The organism is Rhodobacter capsulatus (assembly GCF_003254295.1).
Lineage (GTDB): Bacteria > Pseudomonadota > Alphaproteobacteria > Rhodobacterales > Rhodobacteraceae > Rhodobacter > Rhodobacter capsulatus.
Genome location: NZ_QKZO01000001.1, coordinates 129214 through 148082, shown reverse-complemented (window position 1 = coordinate 148082; position 18869 = coordinate 129214). Strand labels below are relative to the sequence as shown.

The following is an 18869-nucleotide window of genomic DNA, read 5'->3' as shown; positions in this document are numbered from 1 at the left end:
TTCCCCGGGGTCGATGGACATTTTATCTGCAGGATCAAACATGATTGTCGAAGATCTGCGTCGTGCCGAAGCGAAAGACGGCACATCCTGGCGCGAGGCCGATGAGCCGAGCTATGTCCGAGCCAGGGATATCGCCTCGATTCTGGCCAGCGCGCGCACCCAAATCATCGAGGTGGTGGCGAAAGCCTATGACGCCTTCTATCATCAGGAGGCGATCAATCCCGACACCTATTCGTTGCGCTTCCCGCAGAAATCCAACAGCCGCATCAATGCGCTGCCCGCTTATATCGGTCGCGACGTCGATCTGGCCGGGCTGAAATGGGTGGCCTCTTTTCCGGACAACGTGGCGCGAAACCGGCAACGGGCGTCGGCGCTGATCGTTGTGAACTCCTTCGAGACCGGCTATCCCCTCGCGGTGCTCGACGGGACGCTGATCAGTTCCGCGCGCACCGCGGCAAGTGCGGCGCTTGCGGCGAGGTGTCTTGTCCCCGGCCGTGAAACGGACGCGTTCACCCTCTATGGGGCAGGGGTCATCAATCGCGATCTTCTGGCCTATTTGCAGGCCGATGGCTGGCGGTTCGATCATGTCACGATCTGCGATCCTGTTTCCGCCAGCGCCGAGGCGTTCACGCAACATTGCGCGGCTCGCGGGCTTTCGGCGCATGTCGGAGACACATCACGGCGCTGCGACAGCGGGCTGATCTCCTTCGCGACCTCGGCGCTGGCGCCGTGGTATGACCATCCGTTTCAAGCCGATCAGACTGTGCTTCACATGTCGCTGCGCGACATCGTGCCCGAGCGATTGAAGGCGCCGGTCTTCAATGTGGTGGATGACGTCAGCCACGCATTGAAAGCCAATACCTCTTTGCACCTGTTGCAGCAGAGGCAGGGCCGTGTCGAAAACGTCGCGAATTACGCGGCCATCGCGCCGGGTGCGCCACGCCCGGAAGGCCCCGTCGTCGTCTCGGCCTTCGGCATGGGCATCCTTGATCTGGCCGTCGCGCATGTCGTGCTGAACGCCGCGCAGGAACGCGGGCTGTTGCGCCGCATCGACGGGCTTTTGCCGGAGTTTTCCAGATGGTGAGCACGGCCGGTACACCGAAAAATTTCACCTATCTGGTGATCGGGGGGGGAATCGCGGGCGTTTCCGTCGCGGCGGAACTGGCCGCAGCCGGGGAAAGCACGGTTCTTCTCGAGCAGGAAAGTCAGCTCGCCTATCACACGACCGGGCGATCCGCCGCGATCTTTCTCGAGACCTATGGCAGCCGGATCTTTCGTCTCCTCACCCATTACAGCAGGGACTTCTATCTGAATTCGTTGCGCGACGATCCGCCGCTGATTGCGCCGCGCGGCGCGATTTTCGTGGCGCGCGACAGCGGGCTGGCCAAGCTGCGCAAATTGCATGACGAGGTGGCGCAGCTGACCGACAGCGTGCGCTGGCTTTCCGCCGAGGACCTGCGCCGGGAGTTTCCCGCTCTCAGGGAGGATTGGGTCGCGGGGGCGCTGGAGCCGGATGCCAAGGATATCGATGTCCATGCCCTCCATCAGTCCTATCTGCGTCGTTTTCGGCGCGGCGGCGGGCATGTCGTGTGCAGCAGCCCCGTGCTGGCGCTGCGTCGCGAAGCGGATATCTGGGTCGTGCAAACACCGCAGGGCGTTTATCGCGCAAAGACGCTGGTCAATTGCGCCGGGGCCTGGGCGGATGAGATTGCCTGTCTGGCCGGGTTGACCCCGTTGGGGATCACGCCCTTGAAGCGCAGTGCCATTCTGGCCCGTGTCGATCTTGAAATGGCGGCATGGCCCTATATCGGCGACGTCGAGGAAAGCTTCTATTTCAAGCCCAGCAAGCAGGGGCTGCTGATCTCGCCTTGCGACGAAACGCCGGAACCGGCGTCGGATGTGACCGCGGACGAGATGGACGTGGCCATCGCCGCGGACCGTTTCGAGACCGCGTTGCGCGGCAAGGTGATCTCGGTGCAGGCCCGCTGGGCAGGGCTGCGCAGCTTTGCCCCCGACCGCAACCCCGTGATCGGCTTCGATCCGCGCTGCGACGGGTTCTTCTGGCTCGCCGGGCAGGGTGGGTACGGCATCCAGACCGCCCCGGCGATGGCCGAACTGGCCGCGGCGCTCCTGCGGCAGGCCCGGTTGCCCGCCTTTATGGACCGAAATGAAATCGGTCTCGAAGAAATTTCCCCAACGCGCCTGTGCGGCGCCAATTCGGCCAAGGAGTTGTGCCATGTATCATGAAGTGATCGAAAGCCCGGAGGCCCCCCTTCCGCTCGGCACCTACACGCAGGCGCGCAAGGCCGGCAACATGATCTTTCTGTCGGGGCAGGCGCCGATCGACCCGGTGGAAGGGTCTTTGGCGGCCTGCACGCCGGAGGTTCAGATCCGCCAGTGCCTCAAGAACCTGGCTGCCGTGGCCCGGCAAGCGGGCGGCAGCCTCGATGACGTCGTCAAGGTCACCGTGTTCCTGACCGATTTCGGCGATTTCCCGATCGTGAACCGGTGCATGGCCGAGTTTTTCTCCGAACCCTATCCGGCGCGATCCGCCGTCGGCGCGGTGGCCCTTCCGGCGGGTGGCGCGGTCGCGATCGAAGCGATCATGATGCTCGAGACGTGCTGAAGGTGCTCGCGGGTCTCAAGATGTCCGAACCCGGCAGCAGATCATGACCCTTCATTCCGGGAACCTGCCGTCACGGGCGCAGGCGTTGCGCTGCGTGCGCTGCGACAAGCTTCATCCCTTCGCGCCGTTCCGCTATCTGTGTGATTGCGCGGCCGAGGGAGCCGTGCTGGACGTGGTCTATGATTGGCAAGGCCTGCGGCGCGAGGATCTCGACCTCGGCGCGCGTCAGGACATGTGGCGCTATCGGGCGCTTCTGCCGATCGGGCCCGACGCGATCTTGCCCGAAATCAGCGTCGGGGCGACCCCGCTCAGCCCGAATGCGACGCTCGCAAGGCAGGTCGGGGTCGGGGCGGTTCTGATCAAGGATGAGGGGCGCCAGCCGTCGGGATCGCTCAAGGATCGTGCAAGCGCGATGGCCGTCGCCCATGCGCGGGAGGCGGGGTTTCGGACCATCGCCACCGCAAGCACGGGCAATGCGGCGGCGGCTCTGGCCTGTCTGGCGGCAAATGCCGGGCTGCACGCCGTCGTCTATGTGCCCGAAACGACCCCGGCGGAAAAGCTTCTCTCCATTCGGGCCTATGGGGCCGAGGTCATCCTGGTCGCGGGCAGCTACGACATGGCGTTCGCCACCTGCCTGCACGAGGCCCGGGAACGCGGCTGGTATCTGCGCAGCACGGCGATCAATCCGCTGATGACCGAGGGCAAGAAGACCGCCGCCTACGAGATCTGCGAGCAATTGGCCTGGCGGGCACCGGAGGCCGTCTTCGTCGGTGTCGGAGACGGGTCGATCATAGGTGGTCTGCACAAGGGCTTCTCGGATCTGCTGGCGCTCGGCTGGATTGGCGCGATGCCACGGATTTTCGGGGTTCAGGTCGCGGGAAGCAATTTTCTCTATCGCGCCTGGGGGCAGCAGATCCCGCTCGATCAGGTCGAACGGCGCAGCGCTTGCAGCATTGCCGACAGCCTTCAGGCGGAAGTGCCGCAAGACCGGTTCAAGGCGCTTGATGCGGTCACAAAAACCGCGGGGGCCTATGTCGAAGTGTCCGATGACCAGGTGCTGGAGGCCATGCGCCTCATGGCGCGTTGTGGCTATCTGGTCGAACCCGCGGCCGGGGCCGCCTGCGCCGGGGTGATCCGCGCGCGCGAACAGGATCTGCTGGGGGGGCGGTCCGAGGCCGTGATCCTCAGCACCGGCAACGGCCTCAAGGACATCTCCAGCCTGCGCCGCATGATCGCCATGCCATCCATCCCGAAATGAGTTCAGAAGGTCAGCGTCCCGTGTTTCAGAAACTCCTGGAAGATACATCTCTCAGTGCGATCACCGCCGGACTGGTGGCGGTGATCGTCTCCTATGCCGGGCCCCTGGTCATCGTGTTTCAAGCCGCCAAGACGGCGGGTCTCAGCGATATGCAGCTGGCCACGTGGATCTGGTCGATCTCGCTTGGCAGCGGCATTGCCGGGCTGGTGCTGAGCCTGCGCTACAAGCTTCCGATCATCACGGCCTTCTCGACACCGGGGGCGGCTCTGCTGATCGGCGCTCTGGGCATCTATTCCTATCAGGAGGCGATCTTCGCCTTTCTGGTCACCGGCGCGCTCATCCTCGCTTTGGGATTTTCGGCGGGGTTTCAGCGGATGGTGTTGAAGATGCCCCCGCAGATCGCGGCGGCGATGCTGGCGGGGATCTTGCTGCAGTTCGGCTTGCAGCTGATCGGGTCGATGCGCGAAACCCCGCAGCTTGTCATTCCGATGGCGGCGGTCTTTCTGCTGGGGCGGCGGTTCTATCCGACCTATGCGGTGATCGGCGCCTTGCTGACCGGTCTGGCGATCAGCCTGATCGGGGGCGAGGTGGACACCGATACCGTGCAGCTTGCGATCGTCCATCCTGTCATGACCTGGCCCGCCGTGTCGATCGAGGCGATTGTCGGGATCGCGATTCCGCTTTTCGTTGTGGCCATGGCCTCGCAGAACATCCCCGGGCTGGCCGTGCTTGAGGCGGCGGGGTATTCCCGGCCGCCCGTCACGGGGATCTTGCAGACCACGGGCGCCGTCTCGGTGGGGCTTGCGCCGTTTGGCTCGCACGGGATCACGCTTGCGGCCCTGACGGCGGCCATCTGCACCGGCCCCGAGGCCCACAAGGACCCGGCCAAACGCTATGTCGCCGGTGTCTTTTGCGGCATTTTCTACATCGTCTTCGGCCTGCTCGGCCCCTCGGTCGCCAGTCTGATCCAGTCTCTGCCCGCCGCGTTCATCTCGGCCACGGCCGGGCTTGCCTTGCTGTCGGCATTGACCAACGGACTGACCGGTTCGCTGACCAATGCAGAGCACCGCGAGGCGGCGATGATCACCTTCCTCGTGACGGCTTCGGGGATTGTGGTCTGGGGGATCGGATCCGGGTTCTGGGGTCTGGTCGCCGGTCTGATCGCCCTCGTGATCACCAGAAGCCGCCTGTCAGAACTGCTGCGCAAGCGCGGCCGCCGGGCGGACCTGTCGCAAGACATGCCATCTGCCGCGGACTAGCGCGCGACTGGGCCGGGGCGCGCGGGTGGCGTCTGGTGTTCGGCCCGCGTCGCCCCCAGGGACGAAGCCGCGAGGCGCCGAGCGACAGCGTTATGGCGCGGCGCGGCTCCTTGGATCTCCTCACGTTTCACGGGCACGAAGCGCGTTCTGCGCCCTGCAAACGATCCCCGGATCGTTCAATCCGCTGGCGCGGACCCGCTTGACCCCGGACGCAGGGACGTTTCGCAGATTGCCTCGGCATCGGCCCCATGCGCCTGAAACACATTCTTCGCCAGGTCGGGCCCGACCGTGATAATACCCTTCATGACCGCTCCCCTCGCAAATGGATTGTTTTGAAAACCGCAAGAGACTCGTTGCAAAATCTGCAAAACCTGCTACTCAGACATGAGCGAAGTTTTTCTCGACCGCACCCTGTCTCCTTCATCGGCTTCAGTCTGCTCTCTCGTCTGACCAAGCCGAGCTGTCGCATATTGTGGGCAGCATTCCCCTGAAGGAGTGAACACGATGGCCAATGGCACCGTGAAATGGTTCAACGCAACCAAAGGTTTTGGCTTTATCGCCCCGGCGAGCGGCACGAAGGACGTTTTCGTTCATGTGACCGCCCTGGAGCGCGCGGGCATCCGCGGCCTCGATGATGGCCAGGCTGTCTCGTTTGATCTCGAGCGGGATCGCAATGGCCGCGAGTCGGCCACAAATCTCGTCCTCGCCTGAGGCTCAGGCAAACAATAGAAAGCGGGATCGGCCAGGCGCTGGACCCGCTTTTCCGGAAGCGTTGGAGATGCGATCCGCATCTTCCGTTTGCCGTTCAAGAAAGACCTGCGGTTGATAGAAATTACCTGGGGGAAACCCCTTTCCTTTGTCATGTCTCCAGAGGGGGACGTGCAAAAATTCAGCACGATCGAACAAGTCAAGTACTGGTTGCTGAAAAGATGGCCGATTGCCGACGAGGCGCGTATGACCGCTCTGAAGCAGGTCGAGGCCGCGATGGACTGTCTGGTTCCTGTGGGGGTGGCGCGGCGTGCCTTTACCGCTGCGGCGCGATCGGCCGGTTTCATCCCGGAAGACCTTGTCGGTTACACGGCCCGGCGCGCGGTCGAACACCCCGTCGGATGCGCGTAACCTTTGCGTCGAGCGGGGAATGGCGGGGCCGCTCATGAACTGGTCCCGGTCAAGCGTGAGAAACCCGCGCGGCACAGCTTCGTTTTTCAGCGCTCGAATAATGTGGTGCCGGTGGGAGAAATAATCCCTCCGGGCCGAATTGACCCTTTCTCGACATCGGAGGTCTTCATGTCTGGTCAAATGAGCAAGGCGCGGCAAATTGCGGAAATCGCCTTCAACAAGACGCAATCGCAATTTCTGGAGCGCAGGCGCGCGGTGCAGGAACAGGATACGGAAACATCCGAACGTGCCGCCAAAACCCTTCGGCTGAGAACGGCACGTCTTGAAAGAGAACAGGCCGGAACGGCAATTGCAGTTCTGCGGACCAAAAACAACGCCTGAATCCAGTCGGACAGATCCGGATCGGCTTCATCCCACGCATTAAGGACATCGCATGTTGAAAACCAAGGAACACTTTGATCGCAGAAGCGACGCCGTCAGTGCCAAAGCGGCCCTGCTGGAGAAATTCAAAAGTGCTACGGCCGCGCCGGATCTGGCCCGGAAGCTCGCGGCACGTGCCGAGGTGGCACGGCTGCGCGACGCACGGCACGCCGCGCGGGCAGCGGAAAAGCTGAAAGCGCAACAGATCGCAGAGGCCGAAACTGCCGCGGTTGCCGAGGCGGAGAGGCAGCGACAAGCCGCCGAAGTTGCAACCCTCGAGGCGGAGAAATTGGCAAAAGCGCGACGCATTGCGCTTGTGCTTTCCGATGAAGCCGCGCGCAAGACTGCCCGGGACCTTCGTTACGCAAAACGCAAGGGCGCGCAACGGGTCGCCTGATCCCGACCACTGGCGGGGCGCGCGGTTGGATCCCGTCGCAATTGCGCCGCGCCAAGGATCGCCGCCCAAGCCCCCGCTTTTGCGGCCCGTGCCGGAAGGCGGGGCGGCTTGCAGACCCTCTCATGCGCCTCGACGTCGTTCCGCGGCGCAACGGCCGCCCGGACCGTTGCCTGATCCGCCTCATGCCCCGAAGAACTCGGATATCTGCCTTCCGCACCGTCCGGTGGCCAGGTGCCGTTCCCTCTGTCGCGCCTGGCTCCATGAGCGGAACTCCGTGCTCGTCAGCGCCAACCTGGCATTCGGCGCGTGGCCGACCATATGCGGGAAGGCGAAGAGGACCACCGCCTTGCGCGACCGTCTCGCCCGCCACTGCGACATCGTTGAAACCGGCAACGACAGCCGGCGCCTCAAACCCGAGCCTGAACGCCCCCCGAGCCTGAAGGCCCACGGAAACGCGGGCCCGCGTCGGCTGCGCAAGCTGGAAAGCTGCGCCGCCACGGGCCTGCCCACCCGCTCGCCGGGGGCGGCCCTCTCGGACGCCGATCGGGGGCACCAGTCGACGCAGATTGGCACGCAGAGAGCTGCACACATCATTTAAACGCTGTCCAAGCTGTCTGTCGTCCCGAGCCGAAACCATCACCGGTCGTATTTTGGGGGAAACCCCGGGATGCGGCGGCGAAATGAAAGCCTCCTAAACGCTGGCAAAGACAGGGCGGCCCCTCATGACGACCTCTTTTCAAAGTCGCTGGCAAGGTCTTCGGCGCGTCGGGTTCCGCAGGGTTGCATCGGGTGTTTGTGGTGCCCGGTGTGCAACCGTTTGTGGTGCCCGTCCCCAGAATGTCCAAGCCGCGAGGGCTCGTTCTCTGTTTTTCAAGACTTATTCGGTGGAATGGCTGGGGTACTAGGATTCGAACCTAGGAATGGCGGTACCAAAAACCGCTGCCTTACCGCTTGGCGATACCCCAACGCTGTGCGGCGGTGTTTAGCCAAGGCTGCGGGGGGGCGCAAGAGGAAAAATCACGAAATCCGTTGCGCTTTTTTTCCGCCGCAGGCAAAGCCCTCGTATGACCCAATTTGATGCCATCATCCTTGGTGCGGGGGCCGCCGGGCTCTTCTGTGCCGCCGAAGCCACCCGCCGCGGCCGCCGCGTGATCGTGCTGGATCATGCGCAGCGCCCCGGCGAAAAGATCCGGATCTCGGGCGGCGGGCGGTGCAACTTCACCAACCGCGAGCTGACCCGGCAAAACGCGCCCGAGCGGTTCCTGTCGGAAAACCCCCGCTTCGCGCTGTCGGCGCTCAGCCGCTTCACCCCCGCCGACATGATCGCCCGCATCGAGGCCGCGGGCATCGCCTGGCGCGAAAAGCACCGCGGCCAGCTGTTCTTCGACGGCAAGGCCTGGCAGCTGGTCGATCTGCTGCTCGCCGATCTGCGCGCGGGCGGCGAGATCCGGCTGGGCTGCGCCATCGAGACGGTGCGGCAGGGGGCGCGGGGATTCGAGGTGGTCACCTCCGAGGGCGTGCTTTGCGCGCCGCGCGTGGTGGTGGCGACGGGCGGCAAGTCGATCCCGAAGCTGGGCGCCTCCGGGCTGGGCTATCGCCTTGCCGAAAGCTTCGGGCTGCGGCTGACCGAGACCCGCCCCGGGCTGGTGCCGCTGACCTTTGCCGAACAGGATCTGGTGCGCACCGCGCCCTTGGCGGGGATCGGCCTGCCCGCGCGGGTGAGCCTGGGCAAGCGCCGCCTGGAGGAAGACCTGCTGTTCACCCATCGCGGCCTCTCGGGCCCGGCGATCCTGCAGATTTCCAGCTACTGGCGCGAGGGCGAGGCGCTGGTGATCGATCTGGCGCCGGGGCGCGACATCGCCGGGGAGCTGGCCGCGATCCGTGCCGAAACCGGGCGGATCGCGCTGCACACCGCGCTTGGCCGGCTTTTGCCCGACAAGCTGGCGGCGCTGGCGGTGGCGCAATCGGGGTTGTCGGGGCGGCTGGCCGATCACGGCAACCGCGCGCTGGCGCAGCTGGCGGCGCAGGTGCAGGCCTGGCAGGTCCGCCCCGTGGGGTCGGAGGGCTATCGCACCGCCGAGGTGACGGTGGGCGGCGTCGCGACCGAGGCGCTTGATGCGAAGACGCTGGAGGCGAAAGCCGTGCCGGGGCTGCATTTCATCGGCGAGGTCGTCGATGTGACCGGCTGGCTGGGCGGTTACAACTTCCAGTGGGCCTGGTCCTCGGCCTGGGCGGCGGCGCAGGTTCTGTGAGCGGGGCAGGGGGGGCGCTGCCCCCCTCTTGGCCTTTGGCCAATTCACCCCCCGGGATATTTGGCCCAAGGTGAAAGGCAACCCGGATCTGCTTTCACCTTGCCGCAAATATCCCGGGGGGAGTCCGCTTGCGGACGGGGGGCAGCGCCCCCTTTCTTACAGCCGGATCGGATCGGCCTTGGCCAGCCGGTCAAAGGCCATCAGCGTCGCGATCAGCTTCGGCATCTGGTCAAGCGGGATCATGTTCGGCCCGTCCGAGGGCGCGGTGTCGGGCGCTTCGTGCGTCTCGATGAAGACCCCGGCGATGCCGAGGCTGACCGCCGCGCGCGCCATCACCGGCGCCATCTCGCGCTGCCCGCCCGAGGCGCCGCCAAGCCCGCCCGGCTGCTGCACCGAATGCGTCGCATCCATGATCACCGGATAGCCGGTCTTCGCCATCACCGGCAGGCCGCGCATGTCGGCCACGAGCGTGTTGTAGCCGAACGACGTGCCGCGCTCGGTCAGCAGGATTTTCTCGTTGCCGGTCGAGGCGACCTTTTCGGCGACATTCGGCATGTCCCAGGGCGCCAGGAATTGCCCCTTCTTGATGTTCACCACGCGCCCGGTTTCCCCCGCCGCGATCAAAAGATCTGTCTGGCGGCACAGAAATGCCGGGATCTGGATCACATCCACCACCTGCGCCGCGATCCGCGCCTGCTCGGCGTCGTGGATGTCGGTCAAGACCGGGCAGCCGAGCTTCGCGCGCACCGTGTCGAGGATCGCCAGACCGGCATCAAGGCCCACCCCGCGCTTGCCCTTCAGACTGGTGCGGTTCGCCTTGTCGAAACTGCCCTTGAAGACGAATTGCGCCCCCGCGGCGGCGCAGGCCTCGGCCATCACCTCGGCGATCATCAGCGCATGTGGCAGGCTTTCCAGCTGGCAGGGCCCCGCGATCACCGTCAGCGGCAGGTCGTTGGCCACCGTCAGGCGGCCGATGGTGACAGTCTTCATGCTTTCCTCCGGGATCAGCTCGAGACCTGTTCGCGCAGGATCGAGGCCGTCAGCGACAGCATCAGGTAGATACCCGAAAACACGAGGAAGGCCAGCAGCGTGTCTTCGAAGGCGCGCGGATAGGTGGGCTCGTCCGGCGCCACCGGCCGCACCCCCATTTCCAGATAGCGCACCTGCTTGTTCGCCTCGATCCGCGCCACTTCCATCTGCTGCGCCGCCGCCGCCAGAAGCCCCTGCCGGGTTTCCAGTTCCGCCTCGGCGATACGCAGCTGGCCGGTGACCGAGGCCAGCGATTCGGTGCTGCCGGTCTTTTCGGTCAGCTGCCGCCGCAATTCCGCGATCATCGTCTCAAGCCGCGAGATGTCGCCGCGCACCCCCGCCACCCGCGCGGGCGACGGGCTCGGGTTGTCGAGCAGCTGCCCCAGCTCCAGACGTTTCTTCTGCAGCTCGGTCTCGAAGCCGGTGACCTGGCTCATCTTGCCCGCGCCCTCTGCCGCCGGGTCCAGAATGCCCACCTTTTCCTGCAATTCCAGAACCTTGGCCTGGGCGGCAAAGACCTTGCGCTCGGCGTCCTCATAGCTTTCGCGGGCGCCGCGCATCTGGTCTTCGCGCAGCCGCCCGGTCAGCCTGTCCACCTGTCCCTCGGCATAGGAGATCAGCGCCTCGGAAAACGCCTTCGAGACCAGCGGATCTGCGGCGATCACCTCCATGCGGATCAGCCCCTCGGAGGGGTCGTAGCCGATCTTCACGTTGCGCTTGTAAAGCTTGTAGGCGGCCTCGTTCGTCGCGCCGGGTTCGAGCCGCTGGATCGGGTCGATCCCGGGCTGCGAGAAATGCGCCTTGAAGCCCTTGTCCGCCTCGAGCCGCAGCATCGCATCGCGCGACTGCAGGAAGCTTTGCACCGTCACCGAATCCTGGTTCGTCGCCAGCTGCGTGCCCGAGAACAGGCTGCCCAGACCGGAGCCGCCGCCGCCCATGCTGTCGGCCTTCTGGATCACGAATTCGGTCTTTGTCGCATACATCGGCGTGGCGACGACGAAAAAATACCAGCCCGCAAGCAGCGTCGGCAGGAAGACGAAAAAGCTCAGCCGCGCCAGCAAAAGCCCGATGCGCCGCCGCCTGCGCCGGGCGATGTCGCGCTGGATCTTGATGATTTCGCGCGCGCGGGTGCCTTCGTCCAGCGCCGGGGCGCCGCGCGGCGGGGCGGGCACCTGCGCGGGGGTGATCGTTTGCGGCAGCTGCACCCGGGTGTCGGCGCCCGCGCCGTCGATCCGCGCCAGCGCCTTGGTGGTGGCCGAGCCGCCCCGGGCGGTGCCCGGCATCGGGATCGCGGCCGCCTGCGCCGCCGTCTCGGCATCGGCGCGTTCCAGCGCCATCAGCGCATTGCGGTCGAACGGGTCGATGCCGCGGCGGCGCAACAGCAGCACCGCCTCGAAATCCGAACTCGCCTCGATGCCGTGCTTTTGCGCCGTCCGCCGTGCCAGCCGCAGCTGCCGCCCGGTCAGCCCCTCGCCGCGGATGCTGGCGATGTCGGCGTCGCTGGTGATCTCGGCGGGCGCCCCCCCCTGTGCCGCCTTGCGGGGGGCGGCGGTCGGATAGGGCACCTCGCCGAACCCGTCTTCCTGCGGCTGGAACAGATCGCTGCCCTCGCCCGAAAGCGGTTCGGCCCGGGTCTCGGGCTGCGCGGCGGGCGGCAGGACGGGGGGGGGCGGGGCGGCGGGCGCGGCCGTTTCGGTGCCCAGCCGTTCGGCCCGGCGGCGCAGCAGATCTTCGACCGGGGTCAGATCGGCCGAAAGGCCGGGCCTGCCCGCCGGGACCGGCGTTTCGGGGCGGATGTGATACCGGATCGCCTTAGGAATGGTAGTCATACATCCGTTTCGCTTCTTCCAGAGTGTCGAACATGTAAAGCTGCCCGTCGCGCAGCACGGCGGCGGTGCGGCAGAACTTTTCAAGGGTGCTCGCCTGATGCGAGACGACGATCACCGTCGCCTCCTTCAGCCGGTCGCGCAGGATCGCCCCGGCCTTGCGGTTGAATTCGACATCGGTGGTCGAGGGCATCCCCTCGTCGATCAGATAGATGTCAAATTCCAGCGCCAGCAGCAGCGCGAAGGTCAGCCGCGCCCGCATGCCCTGGCTGTAGGTGCCCACCGGCATGTCGAAATATTCCTCGAGCCCGCACAGCCAGCGGCAGAAGGCTTCGACGTAATCGGGGTCGAGCCCGTAAAGGCGGGCGATGAAGCGGGTGTTCTCGCGCCCGGAATGACGCGGCACGACGCCGCCCATGAAGCCGAGCGGAAACGACACCCGGCAGTTTTTGCGGATCTCGCCCTCGTCGGGTTTTTCCAGCCCCGCCATCATGTTGATGATCGTCGTCTTGCCGGTGCCGTTGGGGGCAAGGATGCCGAGCGAATTGCCCAGCTCGACCCGGAACGAGGCCCGGTCAAGGATCACCTTGCGCCGCTTGCCCGTCCAGAACGACTTGCTGACATTGTCGAATTCGAGCATCGCTTCCCGGCCTGCCGTGCCGCCTCTTGCCCCGGTCGGTGCATCCGTCCCGATCGGGGGCACATCGCCGCGGGCCCCTTTGCTAAAGACGCATTGGGGCGAGAATATGTCGGAAAGACGCATGCGTCCACACGCGCCGCGCGTCTTTTCCTTGCTCCCTGCGGTCTGGCGCAATACGGGGGGGCTGAAACGCAATCCGGGATGGCCGGGGCGGCGCCGCCCGCCCCGCGCCCGGGGGAAGGAGAGCCCGCGATGACATCCGATCCGACCGCCTACGACCGCGCCCATGCCGCGATGGAGGCCGCGCCCGAGAACGAGGCGCTGCGGCTGGCCGTCTATGACCGTCTGGCCGATGCCGAGCTGTTCGTGCTGCTCGAACGCGAGCCCGACGCCGAGGATGACATCGTCCCGCAGGTCTTCGAGACCGAGGAGGGCGATTTCGTGCTGGCCTTCGACACCGAGGAGCGGCTGGCGTCCTTTTCCGACGAACCCCTGCCCTATGTGGCGCTGCCCGGCCGGGTGATCGCGCAGGTTCTGGCGGGCGAGGGGGTCGGTCTGGGGGTGAACCTTGGCGTGGCCGAAAGCGCGATGCTGCTGCCGCCCGAGGCGCTCGAGTGGCTCTCGCACACGCTGACCCATGCGCCCGAGGCCACGGCGGCGCGGCCGGTGGATTTCTCTGCCCCGTCGCTCTCGCCTGGCGTGCTGGCGCTGCTGCTGCCGGCCTTTCAGGCGAAGTTCGAGCAGCTTGCCGGGCTTGCGACCGAGGCGGTGCTGGGCGGCGTCCGCTATGACGACGGGCGGCGCGGTCATGTGCTGGCCTTTCTGGGCGCCCCCGACCCGGCGCGGGCGGGCATTGCCAAGGCGATGGGCGAGGCGCTGCTGTTTTCGGGCCTTGAAGCCGGGGAACTGGATGTGACCTTCCTCGACGCCGAGGACCCGGCGGCGCGGGAACTGCTCGACAGGGGGCTGGTGCTGCCCCTGCCCGAGCGGGTGGTGGAAGAGGTGCAGGAGCTGAAGCTGACCGCCCCCGGCATGGACCCGGACAAGCCGCCGATCCTGCGCTGAGGCGGGATTTCGGGCGGTTTTGGCCGCGGCCTTCGACGCGGCCATGCAAGACAGGGGGGCTTGGTGACGCCGAGGGCCCAAAGGCCCTCGGCCAGCGCCGCCCCGCCCCCGGCGGGCGTCGGCCTCTGTCGTGTCCGGGGTAGCCGGTCCCGTGACGCGGGGGCGCTGACGGGCGGGGAAAGGCGGTGCCTTTCCTGATCCGCCCGAAACGGGGCACCATCGTTTGGGTTGCGCGAATCCGCAAAATTGGTCATAACTTTTGACCGGAGCGGAGGAGAACGCCATGCAGATGCCCCTTCCCAGCGCCAGGGTGCTGGCCGAAAAGGCTTTGATCGTCAAGCGCTTGCGGGCGATCCTGCCGCGCGATTCGGTGATCGACGATCCGGCGGAAACCCGGGCCTATGAATGCGACGCGCTTTCGGCCTATCGCTGCGCGCCCTTGGCCGTGGTGCTGCCGCGCACCACCGAAGAAGTCGCGGCCTGCCTGAAGCTTTGCCACGAGCTGAGTGTGCCGGTGGTGCCGCGCGGCGCGGGGACCTCGCTTGCCGGGGGCTCGATGCCCTCCGCCGATGCCGTCGTGCTGGGGCTGGCGCGGATGAACCGGGTGCTGGAGGTCGATTACGCGAACCGCTTCATCCGGGTCGAGGCCGGGCGCACCAACCTGTCCGTCACCGGCGCGATCGAGGGGGAGGGCTGGTTTTACGCCCCCGACCCGTCGAGCCAGCTTGCCTGCGCCATCGCGGGCAATATCGGGATGAATTCGGGCGGCGCGCATTGTCTCAAATACGGCGTCACCACCAACAACCTGCTGGGCGTCAGGCTGGTGACGATGCAGGGCGAAGTGGTCGAGATCGGCGGGCCTTATTGTGACGCGGGCGGGCTGGACCTTTTGGGCGTCATCTGCGGCTCCGAGGGGCAGTTGGGCGTGGTGACCGAGGCGAGCTTGCGCATCCTGCGCCAGCCCGAGGGCGCGCGGCCGGTGCTGATCGGGTTTTCGTCAAACGAGGTCGCGGGCGCCTGCGTCGCCGACATCATCCGCGCAGGCATCCTGCCCGTCGCCATCGAATTCATGGACCGCCCCTGCATCGAGGCGACCGAGGCCTTTTGCCACGCGGGCTACCCCGATTGCGAGGCGCTTCTGATCGTCGAATGCGAGGGGTCGCAAGCCGAGATCGCCGAGCAGCTGGACCTGATCCGGCGGATCGCCACCGCCCATGACCCGGTCGAGTTCCGCGAGGCGCAATCGCCCGAGGAGGCGAAGCGGATCTGGCTGGGCCGCAAATCGGCCTTTGGCGCGATGGGGCAGAAGGGCGATTACATGTGTCTGGACGGGACGATTCCGGTCTCCGCCCTGCCGATGGTGCTGCGCCGGATCGGCGAGATTTCGCGCGACTTCGGGCTGGAGGTCGGCAATGTCTTTCACGCGGGCGATGGCAACATGCATCCCTTGATCATCTACAACGCCAATCAGCCCGGGCAACAGGAGCTGTGCGAGCGGATGGGGGCGGAGATCCTGAAGCTCTGTGTCGAGGCGGGCGGCTGTCTGACCGGCGAGCATGGCGTGGGGATCGAGAAACGCGATCTGATGGCGGTGCAATTCGCCCCCGAGGATCTGGAGGCGCAGATGCGGGTGAAGGATGTCTTCGATCCGAAGTGGCTGTTGAATGCCGCGAAGGTGTTTCCGCTGCAGGCGAGTGCATCCCGGCGGGGGTAAGTCGCGGGGCTCTGCCCCGCACCCCGAGGTATTTACGGCAAGATGAAAGCAGGGCCGATGAGGGTTGAAAGCGAAAGTCAGCTGGTCGAGGCGGTGCGCGGGGCGCGGGCGCCCCTGCGGATCGTCGGCGGCGGCACGCGGCCCGTTGGGGCTTTGGTCGGCGACCCGCTGCAGGTCGCGATTTCCGGGATTTCGCTTTACGAGCCGGGGGCGCTGACGCTGATTGCCGGGGCGGGCACGCCGCTGTCGGAAATCGAGGCGGCCGTCGCGGCCGAAGGCCAGCGGCTGCCCTTCGAGCCCGCGCGCTGGGGGGCGCTGCTGGGGGCCGCCGGGGAAAGCACGATCGGCGGGGTGGTGGCGGCCAATGTCTCGGGGCCGCGGCGCGTGCAGGCAGGGGCCTGCCGGGACAGTCTGATCGGCGTGCGTTTTGTCGATGGCACCGGCACGGCGGTGAAGAACGGCGGGCGGGTGATGAAGAATGTCACCGGCTATGATCTGGTGAAGCTGATGGCCGGGTCCTGGGGCACTCTGGGCGTGCTGAGCGAGGTGGCCTTCAAGCTTCTGCCCGCCGCGCCCGCGCAGGCGAGCCTGGTGATGGAGGTGCCGCTGTCCGAGGCGGCCAGGGTTCTGGCGGCGGCGCTGGGCTCGCAATTTGACGTTTCCGGCGCGGGCTGGTTGCCCGGTGTGGGGGCGATTGTCCGCATCGAGGGGCTGGAGCAATCGGTGTCCTATCGCGCCGGGCGGTTGGCCGAGGTCCTCGCGGCCTGGGCGCCGAAGGTGATGCGCGAAGAGGGCGCGGGGCTCTGGCGCGATCTGGCCGGGGTGGCGCCGCTGCATGGTCAGCCGGGCGATCTGTGGCGGTTCTCGGTCAAGCCCTCCGACGGGCCGCAGGTGGCGGCGCGGCTGGGCGGGCGGGCGGTGCTGGATTGGGGCGGCGGGCTGGTCTGGGCGCGGGTGGCGCCCGGCACCGATGCGCGCAAGCTGGCGGCGCCCTATGCGGGTCATGCCACCTGCTTGCGCGGCGCCTGTGCGGCCTTTGAACCCGAAGCCGCCCCGGTGGCCGCGCTGAGCCGCGGCTTGCGGGAACGCTTTGATCCCAAGGGCCTTTTCAACCCCGGAAAGATGGGCTGATGCAGACGAATTTCACGCCCGAGCAGCTGGCCGATCCGGCGATCGCCCGCGCCAACCAGATCCTGCGCAGCTGCGTCCATTGCGGCTTTTGCACCGCCACCTGCCCCAGCTATCAGGTGCTGGGCGACGAGCTCGACAGCCCGCGCGGGCGCATCTATCTGATCAAGGAGATGCTGGAAACCGGCCGCCCCGCCGATGCCCGCACGGCGAAACACATCGACCGCTGTCTGGGGTGCCTTGCCTGCATGACCACCTGCCCCTCGGGCGTTGATTACATGCATCTGATCGATCAGGCCCGGGCGCATGTGGACCGCACCTACAAACGCCCGCTGCTGGACCGGGCGCTGCGCTTCCTGCTGGCGAAGACCGTGCCGCATCCGACCCGGTTCCGGCTGGCGATGACCGCGGCGCGGTGGGCCAAGCCCTTCGCCCGGGCCTTCCCCGATGCGCGGCTGCGCGCGATGCTGGCGATGGCGCCCGAGAGCCTGCCCAAGCCCAGCCCGAATGTGAAGCCGCAGGTCTTTCCGGCGCTGGGGCCGCGGCGCTTCCGCGTTGCCCTGCAGACCGGCTGCGCGCAAAAGGCGCTCGATACCGACATCAACGATGCGACGATCCGGCTGTTGCGGCGGCTGGGCTGCGAGGTGGTCATTCCGAAGAAGCTTGGCTGTTGCGGCGCGCTTGTGCATCACATGGGCCGCGAGGCCGAGGCGCATGGCCAGGCCGCGGCCAATATCCGCGCCTATCTGGGGGCGGGGCGGCTGGATGCGATCATCATCAACACCTCGGGCTGCGGCACGACGGTGAAGGATTACGGCAGCTATTTCGCCGATACACCCTTGCAGGAGGAGGCCGCGCAGATCGCAGGCCTTGCCCGCGACATCACCGAGTTTGTGGCGGACATCGGCCTGCCCGAGGCGGCGCCGAAACCGCTGCGCGTCGCCTATCACGCCGCCTGTTCGCTGCAGCACGGCCAGCAGATCAGGACCGCGCCCAAGGATCTTTTGAAAGCCGCAGGCTTCACCGTGGTCGAACCGGCCGACAGCCATCTGTGCTGCGGCTCGGCGGGCACCTACAACCTGCTGCAACCCGAGATTTCGGGCGAGCTGAAACGCCGCAAGGTCGCGACGCTCGAGGCCACCGCGCCGCAGCTGATCGCCACCGGTAATATCGGCTGCATGATGCAGATCGGTTCGGGCACCGGGCTTCCCGTCGTGCATACGGTCGAGCTGCTGGACTGGGCCACGGGCGGGCCGAAACCGCCGCGGCTGGCGGCCTTGCCATAATCTTGCCCAAGGCGCGGGCTAGGCTGCGGGACCGGACCGGAGTGACCCATGCGCCTGCGCCTTGCCCTTGCCCTGATCGCGCTTTGCGCCGCCCCCGCCGCGGCGTTCGAAAGCGGGCTGAAGCTGCTGGCGACCGGCAATGACAGCCGCGGCTGGGAGGCGGTCGGGCGGCTCGATCTCGGCCATGGCAGTTTCTGCACCGGCACGCTGATCGCCCCCGATCTGGTGCTGACGGCGGCGCATTGTCTTTATGATCCGAAGACGCAAAAGATGATCGACGCCCGCGCGATCGAGTTTCAGGCCGGGCTGCGCAATGGCCGCGCCGTCGCCTATCGCAACGCGCGGCGCGCCGTCGCCCATCCGTCTTATCAATATCTTGGGCCGCGGCAGTTCGATCTTGTGGGCTATGATCTGGCGCTGGTGCAGCTCGATCAGCCGATCCGGCTGCCGCAGGTGCAGCCCTTCGCGCTCGACACCTCGCCCGCCGAGGGGGACACCGTCGGCGTCGTCTCCTATGCCCATGACCGCGCCGAGGCGCCGGCGCTGCAAAGCATGTGCAACGTGCTGACCCGCGACAGCGACGTGGTGTTGATGAATTGCGCCGCCGATTTCGGATCGTCGGGCGCGCCGGTCTTCGCCATGCGCAGCTTCGAGCCGAAGATCGTCTCGGTCGTGTCGGCCAAGGCGGAGCTGCGCGGCAAAAAGGTTTCGCTGGGCACTTTGGTCGAGCGGGTCGAGGCGGTGCGGGCGGAACTGGCGCTGCCCGACAGCACCGCCCCGGTGAACGAGACGCGCCGCATCGGCGGGGCGAAATTCATCCGGCCCTGAGCGGTTCCCCGCGCCGCCTTCA

18 protein-coding genes, 1 tRNA gene and 1 pseudogene are annotated in these 18869 nt (G+C 66.6%); 16 read left to right on the top strand and 4 right to left on the bottom strand.

Annotated features, from left to right (window positions below):
• The first annotated feature begins 40 nt into the window (after positions 1–40).
• From LY44_RS00725 to LY44_RS18185, 10 genes and pseudogenes are all read left to right on the top strand, one after another.
• A complete protein-coding gene (locus LY44_RS00725; protein ID WP_055212441.1) occupies positions 41–1084 on the top strand; it encodes a hypothetical protein in 1044 nt (347 codons plus the stop codon).
• Positions 1078–2247 (top strand): NAD(P)/FAD-dependent oxidoreductase, encoded by a 1170-nt coding sequence (locus tag LY44_RS00720; protein ID WP_055212443.1) that lies wholly within the window; start codon positions 1078–1080, stop codon positions 2245–2247. The genes LY44_RS00725 and LY44_RS00720 overlap by 7 nt, the downstream gene beginning before the upstream one ends.
• 1 nt (position 2248) lies before the next feature.
• On the top strand, positions 2249–2626 hold the full coding sequence (locus LY44_RS00715) for a Rid family detoxifying hydrolase (protein WP_211310140.1): 378 nt from the start codon (positions 2249–2251) through the stop codon (positions 2624–2626).
• Positions 2627–2669: 43 nt separating this feature from the next.
• Positions 2670–3884 carry a threonine synthase gene (locus LY44_RS00710; RefSeq protein WP_055212448.1) on the top strand — a complete coding sequence of 405 codons (1215 nt, stop codon included), beginning with the start codon at positions 2670–2672 and terminating at the stop codon, positions 3882–3884.
• A gap of 20 nt (positions 3885–3904) precedes the next feature.
• Positions 3905–5143, top strand: coding sequence for a benzoate/H(+) symporter BenE family transporter (locus LY44_RS00705; RefSeq protein ID WP_201778593.1), 1239 nt, complete (start codon positions 3905–3907; stop codon positions 5141–5143).
• Positions 5144–5647: 504 nt separating this feature from the next.
• Complete coding sequence (locus LY44_RS00700; RefSeq protein ID WP_055212450.1) at positions 5648–5854, top strand: cold-shock protein; 207 nt, start codon at positions 5648–5650, stop codon at positions 5852–5854.
• 150 nt (positions 5855–6004) lie between these two features.
• A complete protein-coding gene (locus LY44_RS00695; RefSeq protein ID WP_236692550.1) occupies positions 6005–6262 on the top strand; it encodes a DUF982 domain-containing protein in 258 nt (85 codons plus the stop codon).
• Between the two features lie 168 nt (positions 6263–6430).
• The gene (locus LY44_RS00690; protein ID WP_055212454.1) at positions 6431–6643 is read left to right on the top strand and encodes a hypothetical protein; all 213 of its coding nucleotides are present in this window, start codon (positions 6431–6433) and stop codon (positions 6641–6643) included.
• Positions 6644–6695: 52 nt separating this feature from the next.
• Positions 6696–7079 (top strand): DUF6481 family protein, encoded by a 384-nt coding sequence (locus LY44_RS00685; RefSeq protein ID WP_055212455.1) that lies wholly within the window; start codon positions 6696–6698, stop codon positions 7077–7079.
• Positions 7080–7268: 189 nt separating this feature from the next.
• A pseudogene (locus tag LY44_RS18185) lies at positions 7269–7491 on the top strand (ATP-binding protein); the annotation flags it as partial.
• Positions 7492–7969: 478 nt separating this feature from the next.
• Here the strand turns inward: LY44_RS18185 and LY44_RS00675 are convergent.
• Positions 7970–8044, bottom strand: a tRNA-Gln gene (locus LY44_RS00675).
• Positions 8045–8143: 99 nt separating this feature from the next.
• Here LY44_RS00675 and LY44_RS00670 point away from each other — a divergent pair.
• Positions 8144–9331, top strand: a complete 1188-nt coding sequence (locus tag LY44_RS00670) for a BaiN/RdsA family NAD(P)/FAD-dependent oxidoreductase (protein WP_055212459.1) — start codon at positions 8144–8146, stop codon at positions 9329–9331.
• A gap of 156 nt (positions 9332–9487) precedes the next feature.
• Here LY44_RS00670 and kdsA read toward each other — a convergent pair whose 3' ends face one another.
• Genes kdsA through LY44_RS00655 form a run of 3 tightly spaced genes read right to left on the bottom strand, consistent with a single transcriptional unit; the run spans position 9488 to position 12826 of the window.
• On the bottom strand, positions 9488–10321 hold the full coding sequence (gene kdsA, locus LY44_RS00665) for a 3-deoxy-8-phosphooctulonate synthase (RefSeq protein WP_055212461.1): 834 nt from the start codon (positions 10319–10321) through the stop codon (positions 9488–9490).
• A gap of 14 nt (positions 10322–10335) precedes the next feature.
• Positions 10336–12189, bottom strand: coding sequence for a hypothetical protein (locus tag LY44_RS00660; protein ID WP_055212463.1), 1854 nt, complete (start codon positions 12187–12189; stop codon positions 10336–10338).
• On the bottom strand, positions 12173–12826 hold the full coding sequence (locus LY44_RS00655) for an ABC transporter ATP-binding protein (RefSeq protein ID WP_055212465.1): 654 nt from the start codon (positions 12824–12826) through the stop codon (positions 12173–12175). Before LY44_RS00655 ends, LY44_RS00660 begins: the two co-directional genes overlap by 17 nt.
• A 252-nt stretch (positions 12827–13078) precedes the next feature.
• Between LY44_RS00655 and LY44_RS00650 the strand changes: the two genes are divergently transcribed.
• The 5 genes from LY44_RS00650 to LY44_RS00630 all read left to right on the top strand — a co-directional run bounded on the left by LY44_RS00650 (position 13079) and on the right by LY44_RS00630 (position 18847).
• Positions 13079–13891: an SseB family protein gene (locus LY44_RS00650; protein ID WP_055212511.1), complete on the top strand. Its 813-nt coding sequence runs from the start codon at positions 13079–13081 to the stop codon at positions 13889–13891.
• Between the two features lie 283 nt (positions 13892–14174).
• Entirely contained in the window at positions 14175–15605 is a 1431-nt protein-coding gene (locus tag LY44_RS00645) for an FAD-linked oxidase C-terminal domain-containing protein (RefSeq protein WP_055212467.1), read from the top strand.
• 57 nt (positions 15606–15662) lie between these two features.
• Positions 15663–16736 (top strand): FAD-binding protein, encoded by a 1074-nt coding sequence (locus tag LY44_RS00640; RefSeq protein ID WP_055212468.1) that lies wholly within the window; start codon positions 15663–15665, stop codon positions 16734–16736.
• On the top strand, positions 16736–18019 hold the full coding sequence (gene glcF / locus LY44_RS00635) for a glycolate oxidase subunit GlcF (protein WP_055212469.1): 1284 nt from the start codon (positions 16736–16738) through the stop codon (positions 18017–18019). Before LY44_RS00640 ends, glcF begins: the two co-directional genes overlap by 1 nt.
• A 48-nt stretch (positions 18020–18067) precedes the next feature.
• A complete protein-coding gene (locus tag LY44_RS00630) occupies positions 18068–18847 on the top strand; it encodes a trypsin-like serine peptidase (protein ID WP_055212470.1) in 780 nt (259 codons plus the stop codon).
• The last annotated feature ends 22 nt before the right edge of the window (positions 18848–18869 follow it).

Coding starts and splice junctions, on each gene's coding strand:
- LY44_RS00725 (WP_055212441.1), top strand. CDS start 41: ATGATTGTCGAAGATCTGCGTCGTGCCGAAGCGAAAGACGGCACATCC.
- LY44_RS00720 (WP_055212443.1), top strand. CDS start 1,078: ATGGTGAGCACGGCCGGTACACCGAAAAATTTCACCTATCTGGTGATC.
- LY44_RS00710 (WP_055212448.1), top strand. CDS start 2,670: ATGACCCTTCATTCCGGGAACCTGCCGTCACGGGCGCAGGCGTTGCGC.
- LY44_RS00700 (WP_055212450.1), top strand. CDS start 5,648: ATGGCCAATGGCACCGTGAAATGGTTCAACGCAACCAAAGGTTTTGGC.
- LY44_RS00695 (WP_236692550.1), top strand. CDS start 6,005: ATGTCTCCAGAGGGGGACGTGCAAAAATTCAGCACGATCGAACAAGTC.
- LY44_RS00690 (WP_055212454.1), top strand. CDS start 6,431: ATGTCTGGTCAAATGAGCAAGGCGCGGCAAATTGCGGAAATCGCCTTC.
- LY44_RS00685 (WP_055212455.1), top strand. CDS start 6,696: ATGTTGAAAACCAAGGAACACTTTGATCGCAGAAGCGACGCCGTCAGT.
- LY44_RS00670 (WP_055212459.1), top strand. CDS start 8,144: ATGACCCAATTTGATGCCATCATCCTTGGTGCGGGGGCCGCCGGGCTC.
- kdsA (WP_055212461.1), bottom strand. CDS start 10,321: ATGAAGACTGTCACCATCGGCCGCCTGACGGTGGCCAACGACCTGCCG.
- LY44_RS00660 (WP_055212463.1), bottom strand. CDS start 12,189: ATGACTACCATTCCTAAGGCGATCCGGTATCACATCCGCCCCGAAACG.
- LY44_RS00655 (WP_055212465.1), bottom strand. CDS start 12,826: ATGCTCGAATTCGACAATGTCAGCAAGTCGTTCTGGACGGGCAAGCGG.
- LY44_RS00650 (WP_055212511.1), top strand. CDS start 13,079: ATGACATCCGATCCGACCGCCTACGACCGCGCCCATGCCGCGATGGAG.
- LY44_RS00645 (WP_055212467.1), top strand. CDS start 14,175: ATGCAGATGCCCCTTCCCAGCGCCAGGGTGCTGGCCGAAAAGGCTTTG.
- LY44_RS00640 (WP_055212468.1), top strand. CDS start 15,663: ATGAGGGTTGAAAGCGAAAGTCAGCTGGTCGAGGCGGTGCGCGGGGCG.
- glcF (WP_055212469.1), top strand. CDS start 16,736: ATGCAGACGAATTTCACGCCCGAGCAGCTGGCCGATCCGGCGATCGCC.
- LY44_RS00630 (WP_055212470.1), top strand. CDS start 18,068: ATGCGCCTGCGCCTTGCCCTTGCCCTGATCGCGCTTTGCGCCGCCCCC.